Raw genomic sequence first — 14,511 nt, forward strand, 5'->3', positions numbered from 1 at the left:
GCGGCTCAGCGGATGCGGCGCAGGTAAACGTAGTAGGCGCCACTGCCGCCATGGCTGACATGCGCGGGGGTGATCTGCAACACCGCTTGCGCCAGCGGCGGCAGCGACAGCCACTGCGGCACCTTGTGGCGCAAGACTCCGCGCGGCACCGGCATCGGGCCGGGTTCGTCGCGATCCTTGCCCTTGCCGGTAATCACCAGCACCAGACGCTTGCCGGATCCTTGCGCCGACAGAATGAACCGGGTCAGGGCAGGGTGCGCGGCATCAATGCGCATGCCGTGCAGGTCCAGCTTGCCTTCGGGGCGCAGCTTGCCGCGTTTCATGCGGCGAAAGGCCTTGTCATCCATCTGCACCGGATCGCTGGCCAGGCTGCGCGCCAGCGAGGGTTTGAGATCATGTTTTACCGGTTTGGATCTGGCCCGGCTGCCGATTTCGAACCGCTCGGGCAGCGGCTGGGCCTGTGGTTCGCGCGGCTTGGCCGTCTTGGGCTTTGGCTGCGCCGGGTAGGGCGGCAGCGACTTTGCGGCCGGTGACAGGCGCTCTGTCTGGCTTGCGACCTTCTTCCAAAGGTCGATTTCATCTTCTGTCAGCTTCCGGCGGCTCATTCAAAGGTCTTCCGGCAACATCGCATAGGCCCGCTGGATCGGCAGCAGCAGCACCATCCGTCCCGGGTCTTTCATGGTTCCAGCAATCTCGCCCGCAGCATCGCCGGTGCCAACAAAGATATCCGCCCGCTGCGCGCCCTTGATGGCAGAGCCGGTGTCCTGAGCGATCATCAGGCGGCGCAGCGGCATGTGCCCCTCCTTTTCGACCCAGACCGGCGCGCCCAGCGGGGTATAGGCGGGGTCCGCCGCAATGCTGCGCATCGACGTGACGGAACGGTTCATCGCCCCCAGCGGACCCTTGGAGGCGGCCACCTTGCGGACCTCGCGGAAGAAGACATACGACGGGTTGTGCAGCAGCAGTTCCCGGCCGGCACTGGGGTTGCGCCGGACCCAGGCCTTGATGACCTGGGCGCTGACCTGATGGGCGTTGTAAATCCCGCGGCGCACCAATTCCTTGCCGATGGATCTGTAAGTGTGGCCATTGGCGCCGCCGTAGCCGACCCGGATCATCGAACCATCCGGCAGGCGGATCCGCCCAGACCCCTGGATCTGGAGGAAGAACAGCTCAACCGGGTCGTCGACCCAGGCGATTTCCAACCCGCGCCCCTGCATGACGCCGCTGTTCAGAATGTCGCGCCGGGGCAGCCACAGATCCGTGCGCCGGGCCTCTGGCGGCATCCTGTAAACCGGGTAGCGATAGCGCGCGCTGCGGTGACGAGAGCCGTTCAGTTCCGGTTCAAAGTAGCCGGTGAACAGGGCGGGATTTCCATCCTCGACCAGCACGGGGCGGAAAAACAGCTCAAAGAAGGCACGGGCGCCTTCTGGGCGCTGCGCGCGGGCAGTCTTGCACAGCGCCTTCCAGTCGGGGTCTTTCAGATCGCCGCAGGTGCCCAGAAATGTCTGCAAGGCAGCGGCATGGTCATCCTCGGCCCAGCCATCCAATTGCGAGAAGTCGAGAATGCTGTACACGGTTTCGGATTGCGCCCCGGAGGCGGTCATCGCGGCCGCTGCCAATGCAGCGGCCCCAAGTGCCCCGCGAAGCGCCGCAATCATGCGTCCGTCGCAACCAGCTGCCAGTTCGGATCGTCGCTGCCCATGTCGCGGGCAAAGACCCAAGTGTCCTTCTGGCGTTTCACCGCCTTGGGATCGCCCTCGACGATATCACCGCCGCGATCGCGCACCACCGAGGTCATCTCGGCCTTGAACCGCATGGTGATTTCGGCGCGGCCCGTTTGAGCGTCGAACTGGGCGTCGGTCAGGTTGGTTTCCCGCACGCCGATGAACTCGGCCTCAATCTTCAGACCCTGATCCTCGCGCTGCGCCACCGCCTCGACAAAGCTGTCAAAGACGTCTTCGGCCAGGAAGGGCTGGATGCTGTCCAGATCGCCACGTTCAAATCCCATCAGGATCATCTCATAGGCGCCGCGCGCGCCCTGCACGAAGTCCTGCACCTGGAACGACGGATCTGTCCGTTTCATCGCGGCCAGCGCCTGCGCCTGCGGGCTGCCCTCGTCGACGTAGTCGGTGATGTCGCGGTCGGGTCCGCCCTCGATCACCTCCAGTTCGGGGCGACGGCTGCGCGCCTCGGACTGGGGCACAGGCGGCTTTTCAAAGCCCTCGCGTGTTCCCAGCACGCTTTTCAGGCGCAGGATCAGAAACACGGCAATTCCTGCCAGAACCAAAAGCTGAATCACAGGCGACTCCATGGAAACCTCATGTTAGGCGTTCGTGCTTTGTTTGAAACCAAAGCGGTCAGACCTTATGTAGGTGACGGGCGGGGGCAAGTCTACCGCTCCGGCGAATGATCTCGAGGAAAGCCCTATGTATCTATTTCTTGCGTTTCTGATGGTTCCCATCATTGAAATCGCCCTGTTTATCCAGGTCGGCGGGGCCATCGGGATGTGGCCGACGCTGGGTATCGTCGTGCTGACCGCAGTGCTGGGCACCTGGCTGGTCAAAACGCAAGGTCGGCTGGCGATGGGGCAACTGCGCTCGTCGTTCCAGCACCTGTCAGACCCGGCGGAGCCACTGGCGCATGGCGCGATGATCCTGTTCGCCGGCGCGCTGTTGCTGACGCCCGGATTTTTCACCGATACAGTGGGGTTTGCGCTGCTGATGCCGCCGGTGCGGCTGGCGATGTACCGTTTCCTGCGGTCCAAGATCAGCGTGGCACAATTCCAGATGGGGCCGGACCCCATGCAGAGACGGCATTATCCCGAGGGTCAGGGGCGTGCGGGCGGTCGCGAGGATGTGATCGACGGTGACTATGAAGATGTCACGCCAGGCCAGCGCCGCGACGGCCCATCTGGTTGGGTTGACGGCCCCCGTTGAGATAGCCGGACCAAGCTGCTAAGCACGGGCAAAAGAATTTATATGCAGGAGCACCTCCATGGCCGAAAACGGCGAAGCCCAACAGCAGCCCCAGGTCCAGATGAACATTCTGGGCCAGTTCATCCGCGACATGTCGTTCGAAAACGTGATGGCGCAGAAAGGCTCTGGCGGCGACGTACAGCCCGACGTCAGCGTTCAGGTGAATCTGGATGCCAAGAAGCGGTCGGTTGAAAACCAGTATGAGGTGGTCACCAAGCTGACCGTCGAATCCAAGAACAAGGAAGGCGGCGATGTGCTGTTTGTTCTGGAGCTGGAATATGTTGGCGTGTTCAACATCGTCGGCGTGCCGGAAGACCAGCTGCACCCGTTCCTGTTGATCGAATGCCCGCGGATGACCTTCCCGTTCCTGCGCCGCATCGTGTCGGACGTGACCCGCGATGGCGGCTTCCCGCCGCTGAACCTGGACAACATCGACTTCGTCGCGATCTACCGCAACGAGCTGGCGCGCCGTCAGTCCGAGGCCGCAGCCGCCGCGCCGACACAGTAAGGTTTCAGACCGCACAGGTCCGATGAAGATCAACGCCGCTGGCTCCCAGCGGCGTTTTTCTGTTGCGCGGCGCTGCCGAACTGGCGCGGTGTCAGCTGGTGCTGTTCCACAGGGCGTCATCGCCCAGCTTGGCGACGAACTCTGCATGGGCCGCCTGTTCCTCGGCGGTCAGACGGGCGGGCAGCGGGGCCGGGCGCGGCTGCGGGCGCCAATCATCTTCGACCTCGACCGATTTACTGGAGCGCTGCGTGGACAGGCCGAAATCCGGCTGCCGCCCGCCGATCAGCTCCAGATAGACATCCGCCAGGATCTCGGAGTCGAGCAGCGCGCCATGCAGGGTCCGGTTCGAGTTGTCGATGTTGAATCGGCGGCACAGCGCATCCAGCGTCGCCGGCGAGCCGGGAAAGCGCTGGCGCGCCATCGCCAATGTGTCCACCGCCTGATCCATAGGCAGTTTTGGCAGCCCCATGCGGTCCAGCTCGTAATTCAGGAACTTCATGTCAAAGCTGGCATTGTGAATGACCAGCTTGGAATCCTGCACGAAATCCAGAAACTTCTGGCCGATCTTGGCAAACACGGGCTTGTCCCGCAGGGTCACCGCGCCCGGACCGGGCTGCTGCGGCGGCTCCAGCAGGTCGGGACCGATGCCATGCACCCCGAAGGCCTCTGCCGGCATCGAGCGTTCCGGGTTCATATATTCATGAAAGGTATTGCCGGTGGGCATGTGGTTCAGCAGTTCCACCGCGCCGATTTCAACAATGCGGTCGCCGGAGAAGGGGTCAAAGCCGGTTGTTTCCGTATCGAGAACAATTTCACGCATGGGGCAGGCGGCTCCTGATGTCGGCAAGGATCTGTGCCACCTGCGCGGCGGCGTGCTCTGGGGTGTCAGTTTCGATCAAGTAGTCGGCACGGGCGCGCTTGTCTTCGATCGGCATCTGTTTGTTCAGAATATGCTGGAACTGCGCGGATGTCATCGTGCCGCGGGCAAGAACCCGCTGACGCTGGATGTCGGCGTCGATGGTGACACAGGCCACGGCATCCATCTCTGCATCGCTGCCGGTTTCGAACAGAAGCGGAATGTCGAACACCAGAATGGGGCTGGCTGCCGTGGCGCGGAACTGCGCCCGGTCCGCGGCCACCAGTGGATGCACGATGGCCTCGATCCGGGCGAGGGCGGTGGGATCGGCGGCAATGATCTGTTTCAGGGCAGGGCGGCTGACAGTGCCGTCCCTGACCGCATCCGGAAAAGCCGCCTGCATGGGCGCAACCGCGGCCCCACCGGCAGCGTACAGCCGGTGCACCGCCGCATCGGCGTCCCAAACTGCACAGCCCTGCGCCGCGAACAGCCGCGCTGTGGCCGTTTTTCCCATGCCGATGGAACCGGTGAGACCGAGACAGAAGCTCATGCCAGAAGCGCGGCGCGGGTGTCCGCATCGACCTCGGGGCGCTGGCCGAACCAGCGCTCGAATCCCGGGACCGCCTGGTGCAGCAACATGCCCAGCCCGTCGACCACGGTACAGCCGACCTCCTCTGCATAGGCCAGAAGTTCGGTTTTCAGGGGGGCATAGATCAGGTCTGTCACCACCGCGTCGCGGCGCAGCCCGTCCAGCGGCACCCGCAGCCGCGGCTTGCCCTCCATGCCGAGGGAGGTGGTGTTGACCACCAGCGCGCCTTCCTCGATCACGTTGCCAGCCTGGACCCATTCCACCACCCGGATACGGTTACCAAAGTCGCCCTGCAACTGTTCGGCCCGTTCGCGGGTGCGGTTGGTCAGCAGGATTTCGGGCACCCCGGCCTCCAGCAGCGAGGCCACCACCGCACGGCAGGCGCCGCCGGCCCCCAGCACCACCGCCGGCCCGGACTGCGGATCCCAGTCCGGCGCGCCCTGGGTCAGGTTAGTGATAAACCCATAGCCATCCGTGTTGTCCGCCAGGATACTGCCGTCCGGGCGGAAGATGAGCGTGTTTGCCGCGCCCATGACCCTTGCCCGGTCGGTCACCTGATCGGCGATCTGTATCACCGCTTCCTTGTGCGGGATCGTCACATTGGCGCCGACAAAACCCATCTTCGGCATCATCCGGATGGTGTCCGCCAGATCCTCCGGCTCCACATGCATTGGCACGTAATGGCCGGGGATGCCGTGTTTCACCAACCAATGCCGGTGAAGTTGCGGCGACTTGGACTGGGCCACCGGGCAGCCAATCACGCCGGCGAGCGGAATTTTTGTCATGGTCATTGGTCGATCACCCCTTGCAGCCCGAGATAGCTGATAAGCTCCATCAGCGGCAAACCCAAGACGTTGAAGTATGTCCCGTCAATGCTGACAAACAGCCGCACGCCTTCCTCTTCCAGTTTATAGGCCCCCACCGCGTGGCGGATGCTGTCCCAGTTGCGCGCCACATAGTCGGCCAGATAGCTGTCGGAGCATTTACGCATCAAGAGCCGCACCTGGCCCACATGGCGCCAGATCGGCTCGCCGTCACGATAGATCACTGCGGCCGACAACAGCATATGTCGCTTGCCGCGCATCGCTTTCAGCTGCTCCAACGCTTCGGCGGCGCCGGTGGGTTTCGACAACAGCTGCCCCTCAAAGTCCAGCACCTGATCGCAACCCAGCACCAGCCGGCCTGGATGGCGCATGCTGATCTTGCGGGCCTTTGCCTCCGCCAGGGCATCGGCAATATCGCGGGGCGGTGCTTCCTCTGCCAGCAGGGCTGCCTTGATTGCGGCCTCGTCCAGGCGCGGCACGTCGATGTCGAAATCCACCCCCGCCTGGCGCAGCAGATGCGCGCGGATTTCGGAACCGGATGCCAGAACAATGTGGGCAGTCATGTGGAAAACCCCGTGGGAAAAACGCTGAAGAGTGCAGGACGTTTTGTATGGTTTTCCACGCCCAAGTAAAGACTCCAGGGGTTGACGCAAATCTCAGGATTCAGCCGGCCGAGTCGTCCTTTGTGAATCTGGATAACTTTGAAATGGTGGATAATCCGGTTTTCCCGGTTCATCCCGCGGTTATCCCCAACGCCATAAAGATGACGCATTCCTTAACCGCCCTTAAATACATGGCGCCGGCGGATTTTTCCCCGAACGCGCGCGCCGGCGCTGGAAACTTATCCCTGCTGGGGATAAGCGGAGGAAGAGTGACTTATCCACTGGAGTCACTGCACCCTACAAAAACATCATCCTTCTAATATTCTTATAATTATTAGGGAGGACCGATCAGACCGGGGAGAACGCCGATGGACCTGAACAGCCTGATGTTCACGCTGTACCCATACGCCAAGTCACTGCACATCATGGCAGTGCTGAGCTGGATGGCGGGGCTGTTCTATCTGCCCCGTCTGTTCGTGTACCACGTGGAGCAGGCAGAGAAGGTTCAGGATGCCCCGGCGATCTTCCTGACCATGGAGGACAAGCTCCTGCGGCTCATCATGCGTCCTGCGATGTATGTCTCCTGGCTGGCCGGGCTGTTCATCGTACTGACGCCCGGAATCGTTGACTGGAGCTACATCTGGCCCTGGACCAAGGGCGCAGCTGTGATTGCCATGACCTGGTTTCACCACTGGCTGCTGTTTCGCTACCGCGACTTCAACGGCGGGCAGAACCGGTTGACCGGACGGCAGTACAGGCTGATGAACGAGGTGCCGACGCTGCTGATGGTGGTGATCGTGATCTCTGTTATCTTCAAGTTCTGACGCAGCGACACACAGAGCTGGGCTGTGTCGGCGAAAGCCGCACAGCCGGGGTTTGACTCGTCCGAAACGAGTCCCTATGTATGGGCCGCAACGCGCCCGTCCGGGCATCCGTGTTTTCCTAACCTGTCGTCTGACAAACCCTCGGTGAAGCGGGGGAGTAGAGGCCGTATCTATATGACCGTGCAATCCCTCAACCTGTCTGATCTCAAGGCGAAAAGCCCCAAAGCCCTGCTGGCGATGGCGGAAGAGCTGGAGATCGAAAACGCATCAACCATGCGCAAGGGCGAAATGATGTTCCAGATCCTGCGCGAACGCGCGGATGAGGGCTGGGAAATCGGCGGCGACGGTGTGCTGGAAGTGTTGCAGGACGGATTCGGCTTTTTGCGGTCGCCCGAGGCAAACTACCTGCCGGGCCCCGATGACATCTATGTCTCGCCCGACATGATCCGTCAGTACTCCCTGCGCACCGGTGACACGGTAGAGGGCCAGATCAAGGCGCCGCTGGACAGCGAGCGTTATTTTGCTCTGACCAATGTCACCAAGATCAATTTTGAAGAGCCGGAAGGCGCGCGGCACAAGATCGCTTTTGACAACCTGACCCCGCTGTACCCGGACGAGCGCCTGAAGATGGAGATCGAGGATCCCACCATCAAGGACCGCTCCGCCCGCGTGATCGACCTGGTGGCTCCCATTGGCAAGGGCCAGCGGTCGTTGATCGTGGCACCGCCGCGGACCGGTAAAACGGTGATCCTGCAAAACATCGCCCATTCGATCGAGAAGAACCACCCCGAGTGCTATCTGATCGTCCTGCTGATCGACGAACGACCGGAAGAGGTGACCGACATGCAGCGATCGGTGAAGGGCGAGGTGGTCTCCTCTACCTTTGACGAGCCGGCAACCCGCCACGTTGCGGTGTCAGAGATGGTCATCGAAAAAGCCAAACGTCTGGTTGAGCATAAACGAGATGTAGTCATCCTCCTTGATTCGATCACAAGACTTGGTAGGGCTTTCAACACGGTCGTTCCGTCCTCGGGCAAGGTTTTGACCGGTGGCGTGGATGCAAACGCGCTGCAACGCCCCAAGCGGTTCTTCGGCGCGGCGCGGAACATCGAAGAGGGCGGCTCGCTCACCATTATCGCCACCGCTCTGATCGACACCGGCAGCCGGATGGACGAGGTGATCTTTGAAGAATTCAAGGGGACCGGCAACTCGGAGCTCGTGTTGGACCGCAAGATCGCCGACAAGCGCGTGTTCCCGGCCATCGACATCCTCAAATCCGGTACAAGAAAAGAGGATTTGCTGGTCGACAAGGGCGATCTGGCCAAAACCTTTGTGCTGCGCCGGATCCTCAACCCGATGGGCACCACCGACGCGATTGAGTTCCTCCTGTCCAAGCTGAAGCAGACCAAGTCGAACTCGGAATTCTTCGATTCAATGAACACCTGATCAGGGCCGGCGAGAGAGAAGGGCCACCACATGGACACGATCTTTGCGCTGGCCTCTGCCCAGGGGAAAGCCGGGGTTGCGGTGATCCGCGTCTCCGGCCCGGACGCCCTGACCGCCGGCGAACAACTGTGTGGTGGGCCGCTGCCGGCACGGGGCACGCGCTTGCGCGTCCTGCGCGCTGCTGAGGGTGCGCGGCTGGACGAGGCGCTGGTTCTCAGCTTTACCGCGCCGAACAGCTTTACTGGCGAAAATGTTGTTGAATTTCAAACGCATGGAAGTACTGCGGTGGTGGCCGCCGTGCTGGAAGCATTGCGCGGTATTGACGGTTTACGAATGGCAGAGCCCGGGGAATTTACCCGGCGGGCGCTGGAGAACGGCAACTTGGATCTGGCCCAGGTCGAAGGTCTGGCGGATCTGATTGACGCGGAAACCGAAGCGCAGCGCAAGCAGGCGCAGGTCATCCTCGCCGGCGGGCTGGGCAAGTTGGCGGAAACCTGGCGCGAAAAGCTGATCCGCGCGGCGTCTCTGATCGAGGTCACGATAGATTTTGCCGATGAAGAGGTGCCAGTAGATGTAACCCCTGAGGTCACAGCGCTTCTGGCTGAAGTTCAAAAAGATCTGGAAGCCGAAACCGCCGGGGTGAAGATTGCCGAGCGAATCCGGTCCGGGTTTGAGGTGGCAATCGTCGGCGCACCAAATGTCGGAAAATCAACGCTTTTGAATGCGCTGGCAGGCCGCAAGGCCGCGATTACCTCGGAATATGCCGGTACCACGCGCGATATTATCGAGGTCCGCATGGATCTTGCCGGGCTGCCGGTGACCCTGTTGGATACGGCCGGCCTGCGGGAAACGGACGATCACGTCGAGGGCATCGGCATTGCCCTGGCACGGCAGCGGGCGGAGAACGCTGATCTGAGAGTATTCCTGGCCGAGGACGAAGAAGTCCTTGATGTTGAGCTGCGCGACGGGGATATTCGGCTGCGTCCGAAGGCGGACTTGCGCAGCGATGCAGAAGGCGCAATTTCCGGACGTTCGGGGCAGGGGGTGGATGCGCTGGTCGCGCATGTGTCCTCGGTTCTTTCGCGGCGGTCGGCCCAGGCTGGCATTGCGACGAGGGCCCGCCATCGGGATGCCATGGTCACCGCACTTGCGAGCCTCAGCGAAGCGCAGCAAGTGTTGCAGTGCGGCCCGGAGTTCTATGATATAGCTGCCGAGGAGATGCGCTCTGCAATTCGCGCCTTGGAACTCTTGGTGGGGCGTATCGGGGTAGAGAATCTTCTGGATGAGATTTTCTCGAGTTTCTGCCTAGGTAAATAGAGGAGTGTTTCACGTGAAACATTCAGGTTTTGACGTTGTGGTTGTTGGCGGCGGACACGCCGGCACCGAAGCGGCCCATGCTGCAGCCCGCATGGGCGTGCGCACGGCGCTGGTGACGCTCAGCAAGGACGGCATCGGCGTCATGTCCTGCAACCCTGCCATTGGCGGCTTGGGGAAAGGCCATTTGGTGCGCGAAATCGATGCCTTGGACGGTGTCATGGGTCGGGTTGCCGACTTGGCAGGCCTGCAATTTCGCTTGCTGAACCGGCGCAAGGGGCCCGCCGTGCAGGGGCCACGGGCGCAATCTGACCGTCAGGTCTATCGCCGAGAAATGCTAAGTCTCACCGAAGCGCAGCCCAACCTTGAGATCGTCGAAGGTGAAGTTGTCGACTTTCTGATGACAGCCGACGCGGTGACGGGTGTGCGCTTGGCAGATGACAGCGAAATCCCCGCCAAATCGGTGGTTCTGACGTCTGGCACGTTCTTGCGTGGGGTCATTCACATCGGTGACGAAGCGCGGCCGGGCGGGCGGATGGGCGACAATCCCTCTGTGCGCCTGGCAGAGCGGCTCGATGATTTTGCCCTGCCTCTGGGGCGGTTGAAAACCGGAACCCCGCCGCGGTTGGATGGGCGTACGATCAACTGGGATATTCTGGATGCGCAGCCCGGAGACGAAGACCCGGTCTTTTTCTCCTTCCTCAGCACGTCCCTCAACATAGCTCAGCTTCCGTGCGGGATTACCCACACCAACGCGCGAACCCATGACATCATCCGGCAGAACCTCGACCGTTCAGCGATGTATGGCGGCCATATTGAGGGGGTCGGCCCCCGCTATTGCCCTTCGATCGAGGATAAGATCGTGCGCTTCGCCGACAAAGACTCGCATCAGATCTTCCTGGAACCGGAAGGGGTAACTGACCACACGGTCTATCCCAACGGAATTTCCACCAGCCTTCCGGTTGATGTTCAAGAAGCCTACGTCCGGTCCATTCGTGGACTTGAAGCAGCAGAGATCCTGCAGCCCGGTTACGCGATTGAGTATGACTACGTCGACCCTAGGGCGCTGTCGCTTGAGCTTGCGGTCAAGGACGTGCCGGGACTGTACTTGGCGGGGCAGATCAACGGCACTACAGGCTATGAAGAGGCGGCTGCCCAGGGCATGGTTGCCGGCTTGAATGCCGCCCTCCGCAGTTCTGATCGCGACCCAGTGATCTTTGGTCGCTCCACCAGCTACATCGGGGTGATGATTGATGACCTGACCACAAATGGCGTCACCGAGCCCTATCGCATGTTCACCTCTCGAGCGGAGTTCCGGCTGTCCTTGCGCGCGGACAACGCAGACCAGCGGCTGACGCCGTTGGCGCTTGAGTTGGGCTGCGCCGGCGAGGAGCGGAAGCGGGCGTTCCTGGCCAAGCAAGAGCGTCTGACGGCGGCGCGCGATATTCTGGAAGGCCAGACATTCACGCCCAAGCAAGTTTCAGCGGCCGGCATCCGGGTCAACCAGGATGGCAACAAACGAACTGGGTTGGATGTGTTGGCCTTCCCGGATGTGGCGTTCGAAGACGTTTTACCGCTCCTGCCGGAGTTGGAACATGTTCCCGCGGACATCCGACGGCAGGTGGAGCGGGACGCGCTCTATGCAAATTACATTGCACGGCAGGAGCGGGAAGTTTCGGCGCTGAAGCGGGACGAAGGGTATCAGATCCCTGCTGAGTTTACCTACGAGGGAATTGAGGGTCTGTCCTGGGAGCTGCAACAGAAGCTGACGCGGGTGCGGCCAGAAACGCTGGCGCAGGCTGCGCGGATCGATGGTATGACGCCGGCAGCCTTGGCAATTCTGCTGGCGCGGCTGCGCAGAACGGATCAGCGCAAGGGGCAGCGCGCATGAAGAAAGACGATCTGCTGAAGACCCTGGATGTTTCACGTGAAACATATAACCGTCTGGAGATTTTCGAGGAGGTCATCCAGAAATGGAACCCACGAATCAACTTGGTGTCGCGGTCCAGCCTGGACCAGCTGTGGACCCGGCATATATTCGATTCGATCCAGGTGTTTCGTTGCGTCGAGCCGCCCAGAACCTGGGTGGATATCGGCAGCGGGGGCGGGTTTCCGGGGCTAATTATCGCAATTCTCTGCGCGGATGAATCATCGGATACGGATGTGACGCTGATCGAGAGTGATCAGAGAAAATCCGCTTTCCTACGCACTGCCGCGCGGGAATGTGGCGTCAAGGTGAAGGTCCTTTCAGAACGCATCGAGAAGGCGGAGCCGCAGCAGGCGGATGTGTTGTCCGCCCGTGCCCTTGCTGACCTGTCCGCCTTACTGGCGTTTTCGGAACGACATCTGAAACCTGACGGTATCTCGTTGTTCCCAAAGGGGGAGAGGTGGAAAAAAGAAGTGGATAACGCGCGGGAGCAATGGCGGTTTGAGGCCGAACCCGTTAGAAGTTTGACAGAAGAAGAAGCAGTAATCCTGAAAATCAGGGGAGTGGTACGTGTCTGATTATTCGCGTCCGGACGGGCCTCGGATCATCGCCATAGCAAACCAGAAGGGCGGGGTGGGAAAGACCACAACAACCATCAACCTGGCTGCTGCCATGGTGGAATGCGGGTTGCGGGTCCTTGTGGTCGACCTTGATCCGCAGGGCAACGCCTCGACCGGGCTGGGTATTGAACCCACGGACCGGGAGCTGACCACCTATGATCTCTTGGTGGAGGACGCAGCCCTGAAGGATGTAATCCGCGAGACGGACATCGAGGACCTGTGCATCATCCCCGCGACTGTAGACCTTAGCTCGGCGGATATTGAGCTTTTCACCAATGAAAAGCGGAGCTTCCTTCTGCATGACGCCTTGCGGCAAACGGCGATGGATGAATACGAATGGGATTATGTCCTGATCGATTGCCCGCCCTCGCTGAACTTGTTGACAGTGAATGCTATGGTCGCCGCGCATTCGGTTTTGGTGCCGCTTCAGAGCGAGTTTTTTGCGCTTGAAGGGGTCACGCAGCTGATGCTGACAATCCGCGAAGTCCGGCAATCCGCCAACCCTGATCTGCGGATAGAAGGTATCGTTCTGACGATGTACGACCGGCGGAACAACCTGTCGCAACAGGTTGAGCTGGACGCGCGAGAGAATCTGGGCGATCTGGTTTTTCGCACCAAGATTCCGCGCAACGTCCGGGTCAGCGAGGCGCCGTCCTATGCGCTGCCGGTTCTGAACTACGACTCCAACTCATTGGGGGCCAAGGCCTACCGGGCGCTGGCAGAAGAAATCCTAAACAAGCACCACAAGATAGCGGCATAATGAAAGAAAAATACCGGAGGCAACAATGGCAGAAAAAAAGGCAAAACCGCGCGGTCTGGGTCGAGGATTGTCAGCCTTGATGGCAGATGTGAACCCGGCGCCTGTGAGTACCCAGGCAGAGGCCCCGCGCAACGCTGAAATCCTGGTGCCAATCGAGAAGGTGATCGCCAACCCGAATCAGCCGCGTCGGCAGTTTCTGCAAGAGGATTTGGATGACCTGACAGCGTCGATCAAGGAGAAGGGGGTTCTTCAGCCTTTGATCGTGCGTCCCCGATCGGATGGCAAGTACGAGATCGTCGCGGGGGAACGGCGGTGGCGGGCGTCGCAGGCCGCGAAGCTGCATGAAGTACCTGTTCTGATCCGGGATTATTCAGACTTGGAGATGATGGAAGTTGCCATCATCGAAAACATCCAGCGGTCTGACCTTAACGCGATGGAAGAGGCGCAGAGCTATAAGCAGCTTATGGACAAGTTCGGCCATACTCAGGAGAAGATGGCCGAAGCCTTGGGAAAGAGCCGCAGCCATATCGCCAACTTGGTACGGCTTTTGCACCTTCCGGAGGATGTACAGACACTGGTTCAGGAGCGCAAACTGTCGGCCGGTCACGCGCGGGCGCTGATTACCTCGGATAACGCATCGGAGCTGGCTGCAAAGATTGTCAAAGGCGGTCTGTCGGTGCGGGCGACCGAAGCTCTCGTCAAAAAGGCGGCGACGGGAGATACAGCCGCGAAGCCTCGTAAGCCAAGAAAGACCGAAGAAAAGGACGCGGACACTCGGGCCCTAGAGGGCGATCTGTCAGCGGTTCTGAAAATGAAAGTCTCGATCGATCACAAGCCCGGTGGCGAAGCGGGGTCGGTGACGATCAGCTACGAGACTCTGGATCAGCTGGATGAGCTGTGCAATCTGCTCAGCCGTTAGGGCGTGACCAGATAAAGGTCAGAACGGCGAGCAAAACCACGGCCTGAATGCCCAACACGTGGGATGGCGCGGCAAGCAGGACAGAGATCAGGAAGACGGCGGCAATCGACACGGTTGCCGCCTTTTTTGCGGCTGGGCGGATCGCGCCGTGGTCCTGCCAGTCAGTGATCATTGGACCGAACAGCGTGTGCGCCAGCAGCCAGCCATGCAGGCGTTCAGAAGAGTTGGCAAAGCAGAAGGCCGCGAGCAGCAGAAACGGAACCGTCGGCAACAGTGGCAGAACGACGCCAATGACGGCCAAGGCCACGCTGAGCAGTCCAAGGCCGGCATATATGAAGCGCATAGGC

At 60.9% G+C, this 14,511-nt stretch carries 18 protein-coding genes; 10 read left to right on the forward strand and 8 right to left on the reverse strand.

Going from position 1 to position 14,511, the window contains the following annotated elements; translation table 11 throughout:
* Positions 1-5 precede the first annotated feature (5 nt).
* The 3 genes from AC0IPL_RS01030 to AC0IPL_RS01040 are packed head-to-tail and all read right to left on the reverse strand — an operon-like array spanning position 6 to position 2,311.
* Positions 6-605 (reverse strand): Smr/MutS family protein, encoded by a 600-nt coding sequence (locus tag AC0IPL_RS01030; RefSeq protein WP_474271330.1) that lies wholly within the window; start codon positions 603-605, stop codon positions 6-8.
* The gene (gene mltA, locus AC0IPL_RS01035; RefSeq protein ID WP_474271331.1) at positions 606-1,658 is read right to left on the reverse strand and encodes a murein transglycosylase A; all 1,053 of its coding nucleotides are present in this window, start codon (positions 1,656-1,658) and stop codon (positions 606-608) included.
* The gene (locus AC0IPL_RS01040) at positions 1,655-2,311 is read right to left on the reverse strand and encodes a Tim44/TimA family putative adaptor protein (RefSeq protein ID WP_474271332.1); all 657 of its coding nucleotides are present in this window, start codon (positions 2,309-2,311) and stop codon (positions 1,655-1,657) included. Before AC0IPL_RS01040 ends, mltA begins: the two co-directional genes overlap by 4 nt.
* 115 nt (positions 2,312-2,426) lie before the next feature.
* On the opposite strand from AC0IPL_RS01040, the gene AC0IPL_RS01045 reads away from it, so the two are divergent.
* Together AC0IPL_RS01045 and secB are read left to right on the forward strand one after the other, a co-directional pair.
* Complete coding sequence (locus AC0IPL_RS01045) at positions 2,427-2,936, forward strand: FxsA family protein (RefSeq protein ID WP_474271334.1); 510 nt, start codon at positions 2,427-2,429, stop codon at positions 2,934-2,936.
* Positions 2,937-2,994: 58 nt separating this feature from the next.
* Positions 2,995-3,483: a protein-export chaperone SecB gene (gene secB / locus AC0IPL_RS01050; RefSeq protein WP_474271336.1), complete on the forward strand. Its 489-nt coding sequence runs from the start codon at positions 2,995-2,997 to the stop codon at positions 3,481-3,483.
* Between the two features lie 91 nt (positions 3,484-3,574).
* Here the strand turns inward: secB and dnaQ are convergent, their stop codons facing one another.
* Genes dnaQ through AC0IPL_RS01070 form a run of 4 tightly spaced genes read right to left on the reverse strand, consistent with a single transcriptional unit; the run spans position 3,575 to position 6,315 of the window.
* The gene (gene dnaQ / locus AC0IPL_RS01055; RefSeq protein ID WP_474271337.1) at positions 3,575-4,303 is read right to left on the reverse strand and encodes a DNA polymerase III subunit epsilon; all 729 of its coding nucleotides are present in this window, start codon (positions 4,301-4,303) and stop codon (positions 3,575-3,577) included.
* Positions 4,296-4,889 (reverse strand): dephospho-CoA kinase, encoded by a 594-nt coding sequence (gene coaE, locus AC0IPL_RS01060; RefSeq protein ID WP_474271339.1) that lies wholly within the window; start codon positions 4,887-4,889, stop codon positions 4,296-4,298. The genes dnaQ and coaE overlap by 8 nt, the downstream gene beginning before the upstream one ends.
* A complete protein-coding gene (locus AC0IPL_RS01065) occupies positions 4,886-5,719 on the reverse strand; it encodes a shikimate dehydrogenase (RefSeq protein WP_474271341.1) in 834 nt (277 codons plus the stop codon). Before AC0IPL_RS01065 ends, coaE begins: the two co-directional genes overlap by 4 nt.
* On the reverse strand, positions 5,716-6,315 hold the full coding sequence (locus tag AC0IPL_RS01070) for a Maf family protein (protein ID WP_474271342.1): 600 nt from the start codon (positions 6,313-6,315) through the stop codon (positions 5,716-5,718). Before AC0IPL_RS01070 ends, AC0IPL_RS01065 begins: the two co-directional genes overlap by 4 nt.
* Before the next feature lie 47 nt (positions 6,316-6,362).
* On the opposite strand from AC0IPL_RS01070, the gene AC0IPL_RS01075 reads away from it, so the two are divergent.
* The 8 genes from AC0IPL_RS01075 to AC0IPL_RS01110 all read left to right on the forward strand — a co-directional run bounded on the left by AC0IPL_RS01075 (position 6,363) and on the right by AC0IPL_RS01110 (position 14,164).
* Positions 6,363-6,674, forward strand: a complete 312-nt coding sequence (locus AC0IPL_RS01075; RefSeq protein ID WP_474271344.1) for a hypothetical protein — start codon at positions 6,363-6,365, stop codon at positions 6,672-6,674.
* Positions 6,675-6,722: 48 nt separating this feature from the next.
* Positions 6,723-7,178 (forward strand): CopD family protein, encoded by a 456-nt coding sequence (locus tag AC0IPL_RS01080; RefSeq protein WP_474271346.1) that lies wholly within the window; start codon positions 6,723-6,725, stop codon positions 7,176-7,178.
* A 174-nt stretch (positions 7,179-7,352) separates the two neighbouring features.
* Entirely contained in the window at positions 7,353-8,624 is a 1,272-nt protein-coding gene (rho, locus tag AC0IPL_RS01085; protein ID WP_474271348.1) for a transcription termination factor Rho, read from the forward strand.
* 30 nt (positions 8,625-8,654) lie between these two features.
* Positions 8,655-9,941 carry a tRNA uridine-5-carboxymethylaminomethyl(34) synthesis GTPase MnmE gene (mnmE, locus tag AC0IPL_RS01090; RefSeq protein WP_474271350.1) on the forward strand — a complete coding sequence of 429 codons (1,287 nt, stop codon included), beginning with the start codon at positions 8,655-8,657 and terminating at the stop codon, positions 9,939-9,941.
* A gap of 13 nt (positions 9,942-9,954) precedes the next feature.
* Complete coding sequence (gene mnmG, locus AC0IPL_RS01095; RefSeq protein ID WP_474271352.1) at positions 9,955-11,829, forward strand: tRNA uridine-5-carboxymethylaminomethyl(34) synthesis enzyme MnmG; 1,875 nt, start codon at positions 9,955-9,957, stop codon at positions 11,827-11,829.
* On the forward strand, positions 11,826-12,443 hold the full coding sequence (rsmG, locus tag AC0IPL_RS01100) for a 16S rRNA (guanine(527)-N(7))-methyltransferase RsmG (protein WP_474271354.1): 618 nt from the start codon (positions 11,826-11,828) through the stop codon (positions 12,441-12,443). The genes mnmG and rsmG overlap by 4 nt, the downstream gene beginning before the upstream one ends.
* Positions 12,436-13,245 (forward strand): ParA family protein, encoded by an 810-nt coding sequence (locus AC0IPL_RS01105; RefSeq protein ID WP_474271356.1) that lies wholly within the window; start codon positions 12,436-12,438, stop codon positions 13,243-13,245. Before rsmG ends, AC0IPL_RS01105 begins: the two co-directional genes overlap by 8 nt.
* A gap of 25 nt (positions 13,246-13,270) precedes the next feature.
* Complete coding sequence (locus AC0IPL_RS01110) at positions 13,271-14,164, forward strand: ParB/RepB/Spo0J family partition protein (protein ID WP_474271357.1); 894 nt, start codon at positions 13,271-13,273, stop codon at positions 14,162-14,164.
* On the opposite strand, the gene AC0IPL_RS01115 is transcribed toward AC0IPL_RS01110, so the two are convergent.
* Positions 14,154-14,507 (reverse strand): YbaN family protein, encoded by a 354-nt coding sequence (locus tag AC0IPL_RS01115; protein ID WP_474271946.1) that lies wholly within the window; start codon positions 14,505-14,507, stop codon positions 14,154-14,156. The genes AC0IPL_RS01110 and AC0IPL_RS01115 overlap by 11 nt on opposite strands.
* Between the last annotated feature and the right edge of the window lie 4 nt (positions 14,508-14,511).

Source organism: Leisingera sp. SA32 (genome assembly GCF_056033425.1).